We start from the raw sequence: 5,016 nt of genomic DNA, 5'->3' as shown, positions 1-5,016 counted from the left end.
GCTGGCTGCACACCTACAATCACCACCGCGGACACACCGCGCTGAAAGGCCAACCACCCGCCAGCCGCGTCCCCAACCTCTCAGGGCAATACACCTAGGGCCTGTCCGCCGGGACATCTCGCCGCATTCCCGGCCAGGGACGGCCCGCCGCGCGGACGACGCAAATGTGACGACAGGACGTGAACAGACCTCCCGAGGGAGTGACACGGCGGCCCGGGCGGGGCATGCTGCGCTGTGCACCGCATGCCAGCTGACACGCACTCCCCGTCAGCGCCCCCGGACATACTTCGGATGTCCACGCGGGAGGGACGTCGGGCCATGCCGTCGGATGCCAAGATCCTCATCGTCGACGACCACGAGGACACGCTGTACGCGCTGGAGAGCGCCCTGGCCCCGCTGGGTTACCGACTGGCACGGGCCACCAGCGGTGACGAGGCGCTCAAGCAGGTGCTGCGCGGACAGGTCGGCCTGCTGCTCCTGGACGTCCGGATGCCCGGCGTCAGCGGCCTGGACGTGGTCCGCTACATGCGGCGCGTCGAACAGACCCAGCGCATACCGGTCATCCTCCTCACCGGCTTCGGCGTGGACCAGGAACTGGTGTCCGCCGCCTTCGGACTCGGCGTCGCCGACCTGGTCATGAAGCCCATCGACCCCTGGGCACTGCGCACCAAGGTCCGCTACCTGTACGACGCCCACGAACGCCACCGCGCGCTGGAGCAGGAGGTCCGCACCTTACGTGCCCTGGTCAAGGAACCCGCCGAGACCGAGGACCCCGGCCCGCGCCCCGCCCTGCCGCATCCCGACGCCCGCGTCCCGCCCCAGCGCGACAGCCCGGCGGCCACGAACCGGACATAGCGCACGTACTGATCCGCCCCTGTGCCTTGTCAGCGCCATCAGGCAGCATGTCCTGCATGTCCGTACTCACGCGCGACGAAGCGCAGACCCGTGCCCAGCTCCTCGACGTCCACCGCTACTCGATCGAACTCGATCTGACCACCGGGGACGAGACCTTCGACTCGCGTACCGTCATCAGGTTCACCACGCGCGCCGACGCGGACACGTTCATCGAGATCAGGCCCGCCGAGCTGCGCTCCGTCACGCTGGACGGACATCCCCTCGACCCCGAGATCCTGGACGGCAACCGGCTGCCCCTGAAGGACCTCACCGCCGGTGAGCACGAACTGCACGTCGACGCGGCCATGCACTACTCCCGCACCGGCGAGGGCATGCACCGCTTCACCGACCCCACCGACGGCGAGGCGTACGTCTACACCCAACTGGCGCTGGACGACTGCAAGCTGGTCTTCCCGGCCTTCGACCAGCCCGACCTCAAGGCCGTCTTCGAGCTGTCCGTCACCGCACCCGAGGGCTGGACCGTCCTCGCCAACGGCATCACCGAGCACCTCGGCGACGGCCGCTGGCAGGCCGCGCCCACCCCGCTGATCTCCACCTACCTCGTCGCCGTCGCCGCCGGCCCCTGGCACTCGGTGCGCACCGAGCACCGCGGACTGCCCTTCGGCATCCACTGCCGCCGCTCGCTCGCCCCCTACCTGGACGCGGACGCCGAGGAACTCTTCGAGGTCACCCGGCAGTGCTTCGACCGCTTCCACGAGAAGTTCGACGAGCCGTACCCCTTCGACTCCTACGACCAGGCGTTCGTCCCCGAGTTCAACGCCGGCGCCATGGAGAACCCCGGACTGGTCACCTTCCGCGACGAGTTCGTGTACCGCTCCGCCGTCACGAAGACCGAGCGGCAGACCCGCGCCATGGTCATCGCCCACGAGATGGCCCACATGTGGTTCGGCGACCTCGTCACCCTGCGCTGGTGGGACGACATCTGGCTGAACGAGTCCTTCGCCGAGTACATGGGCTACCAGACCTGCGCCGAAGCCACCCGCTTCAGCGACACCTGGACGGACTTCGGCATCGTCCGCAAGGCCTGGGGCTACGACGCCGACCAGCGCCCCTCCACCCACCCCGTCGCCCCCGACGCCGTCGACGACACCGCCTCCGCGATGCTCAACTTCGACGGCATCTCCTACGCCAAGGGTGCCTCCGCGCTGCGGCAGCTGGTGACCTGGCTCGGCGAGAAGGACTTCCTCGCCGGCATCAACACCCACTTCGCCCGCCACCGGTTCGGCAACGCCACCCTCGCCGACTTCATCGACTCCCTCGCCGCCGCCACCGAACGCGACGTCCACGCCTGGGCCGACGCCTGGCTGCGCACCACCGGCGTCGACACCCTCACCCCGGCCGTCACCCGCGGCGACAACGGCACCTACACGCTCACCGTCGACCACACCGGCAGCCGCACCCACCGCGTCCGCGTCGGCCTGTACGACCAGGACCTCGGCGACGACGACGGCCACCTCACCCTGCGCGAACGCCTCGACCTGGACATCCCGCAGACCGCAGCCCAGCCCATCGGCAAGCGCCCGGCCCTGCTGCTGCTCAACGACGGCGACCTGACCTACGCCAAGGTCCGCTTCGACGCCGAGTCCTTCGAGACCGTCCGTACGAGCCTCGCCGGCCTGCCCGACCCGCTCACCCGCGCGGTCGTCTGGAACGCCCTGCGCGACGCCGTCCGCGACGGCGAACTGGCCGCCACCGCCTACCTGGAGGCCGCCCGCGCCCATCTCCCGCGCGAGACCGACCTCGCCATCGTCCAAGGCGTCCTCGCCTTCGCCGGCGCCCAGGTCGCCGACCGCTACCTGGCCCCCGAGCAGCGGCCGGCAGCCCTGGCCACGCTCTCCTCCCTCTGCCGCGACCTCATCCGCCGCACCGAGGACGGCGACAACCCCGGCCTGCGTCTGATCGCCGTACGCCACTTCATCGACGTCGCCGCCCACCCCGACACCATCGCCGCCTGGCTCGCCGACGGCACCGTGCCCGGCGGACCCGAGCTCGACCCCGACCTGCGCTGGCGCGTCCTGGCCCGGCTGGCCGTCCTCGGCGCGGTCGACGAGGCCGCCATCGCCGCCGAGCTGGAGCGCGACCCGAGCGCCACCGGCCAGGAGGGCGCCGCCCGCTGCCGGGCCGCCCTGCCGGACGAGGAGGCCAAGGCGAAGGCATGGGACGCCATGTTCGGCGGCGACGGCCGCACCGACCTGTCCAACTACCTCTTCATCGCCACCGCCCACGGCTTCTGGCAGCCCGAACAGGCCGACCTGCTCCGGCAGTACGTGCCCCGCTACTACAAGGACGCGGTCGCCCTCGGTGCCCGCCGCGGCCCCGCCATGGCCGACGCCGCCGGCCGCCACGCCTTCCCGGTGTACGCCGTCGACGCGGACGCCCTGCGGCTGGGCGAGGACTGCCTGAGCGACGGCGAGCCGGTCCCGGCACTGCGCCGCAGGCTCGCCGACCAGCTCGACGACCTGGCACGGGCGTTGCGGGTGAGGGAGGGCTAGCCCCTCCGGGGCGCAGGAAGGGCCGGCGCTGAGCCGAGGGTGTCGCGGACCTCTACTCCGCCACCCTCGGCACGCACCCTCCGACACGCGTTCCCCGTACGGAAATACCCCCTTTCGGGTTCCGATCATTGGGCTTTTCGGGCGCGAAAGCGCATCGGCGTACAAGCTGGAAGTCCCTCTTGCCCAGCGCCCGGGAGGACACGATGCGCACGCCGCCGTCGCTCGCTTCAGGCCCGGAAGGCCCCCACGCCCTGCGGCCGTTGCTCGACACCGTGCTCGACGCGCTGAGCGAGGGCACCCGGGCACGCGGCGGCCCACTGCCCCGGGGCGGCCCGAAGGCGGTGGCCGCGCGCATGCGGGACGCGGTCGGCGACGTACTGCCGGCCGACGGCGACCCGAACGCCCTGCACACCGTCGTCCACGCCCTCGCCGCAACCGCCGCCGACCCCGCCGCCCCCCTCTGCACCGCCCACCTCCACTGCCCGCCCCTGGCCCTCGCCACCGCCGCCGACCTCGCCGCCTCCACCCTCAACCCCTCCCTGGACTCATGGGACCAGGCGCCGGGCGCCTCGGAGCTGGAGGCGCTGGTGACGGGGGCGCTGGCGCGGGAGGTGTTCGGCGGTGCCATCCCCACCGCCCTGATCACCACCGGCGGCACCGAATCCAACCAACTCGCCCTCCTCCTCGCCCGGGAAGCGCACGGCGCCGGGCTCAGGCTCGTGCACGGGGCCAATGCTCATCACTCGGTGCCCCGTGCCGCCTGGCTGCTCGGGCTGGCCGAGCCGGTCGTCGTGCCCGCCCCGGCCGGTGTTCTCGATGTGGCCGCGCTCGACGAGGCGCTGACGGAGCTGCCCGGTCCGCATCTCGTCGCCGCCACCGCCGGGACCACCGACGCAGGGCTCATCGACCCGCTTCCCGAGATCGCCGAGCTGTGCGCGGCCCACGGGGCAAGGCTGCACATCGACGCCGCCTACGGCGGAGGCCTGCTGTTCAGCGACCGGTACCGGGAGCGGCTCGCCGGTCTCGACGCCGCCGACACCGTCACCCTCGATCTGCACAAGCTCGGCTGGCAGCCCGTCGCCGCGGGGCTGCTCGCCGTGCGGGATCCGCGTGACCTCGCCGTGCTGCACCACCGCGCCGACTACCTCAACGCCGACGACGACACCGAGGCGGGCCTGCCCGACCTGCTCGGCCGGTCACTGCGGACCAGCCGCAGGCCCGATGTCGTCAAGATCGCCGTCACTCTCATGGCCCTCGGCCGCAGCGGACTCGGCGGGCTCGTCGAGCAAGTCTGCGACCGGGCCCGTGAGTTCGCCGACCTCGTTCACGGTCACCCCGGGTTCGAGCTCTACGACCCGCCCACCATCAGCACGGTCCTGTTCCGGCCGGCACACGCCGGCGACGACGCCGTCGCCGCCGTACGCCGAAGGCTCCTCACCGACGGCCGCGCCGTCCTCGGCCGGGCCCGCATAGACGGGCGCCTGTGGCTCAAGACCACCCTCCTCAACCCCCACACGCGCCCGGACGACCTGGCCGCCCTCCTGAAACTGGTGGAAGGAAACACCCCCGGATGAGCCCGCAGACGAACCCCCCCACCACCCCCCACGCC

Annotated in this window: 3 protein-coding genes; all 3 read left to right on the top strand. The window is 72.2% G+C overall.

Annotated elements, in window-relative coordinates:
• Window positions 1–318 precede the first annotated feature (318 nt).
• The 3 genes from KUM44_RS38225 to KUM44_RS38215 all read left to right on the top strand — a co-directional run bounded on the left by KUM44_RS38225 (window position 319) and on the right by KUM44_RS38215 (window position 4,981).
• A complete protein-coding gene (locus tag KUM44_RS38225) occupies window positions 319–855 on the top strand; it encodes a two-component system response regulator (RefSeq protein WP_217214377.1) in 537 nt (178 codons plus the stop codon).
• Window positions 856–911: 56 nt separating this feature from the next.
• Window positions 912–3,407, top strand: a complete 2,496-nt coding sequence (gene pepN / locus KUM44_RS38220) for an aminopeptidase N (RefSeq protein ID WP_217214376.1) — start codon at window positions 912–914, stop codon at window positions 3,405–3,407.
• Between the two features lie 203 nt (window positions 3,408–3,610).
• Window positions 3,611–4,981, top strand: a complete 1,371-nt coding sequence (locus KUM44_RS38215; protein WP_217214375.1) for an aminotransferase class V-fold PLP-dependent enzyme — start codon at window positions 3,611–3,613, stop codon at window positions 4,979–4,981.
• Window positions 4,982–5,016: the final 35 nt, after the last annotated feature.

Source organism: Streptomyces sp. AC550_RSS872 (genome assembly GCF_019049285.1).
In the GTDB taxonomy this organism is placed as follows: Bacteria; Actinomycetota; Actinomycetes; order Streptomycetales; family Streptomycetaceae; genus Streptomyces.
Note: the sequence above shows the minus strand (reverse complement) of the source record. Positions and strands in the feature narration are given on the sequence as shown.

Excerpts from the sequence above, each read along its gene's own strand:
- KUM44_RS38225 (WP_217214377.1), top strand. The coding sequence starts at position 319 with ATGCCGTCGGATGCCAAGATCCTCATCGTCGACGACCACGAGGACACG.
- pepN (WP_217214376.1), top strand. The coding sequence starts at position 912 with ATGTCCGTACTCACGCGCGACGAAGCGCAGACCCGTGCCCAGCTCCTC.
- KUM44_RS38215 (WP_217214375.1), top strand. The coding sequence starts at position 3,611 with ATGCGCACGCCGCCGTCGCTCGCTTCAGGCCCGGAAGGCCCCCACGCC.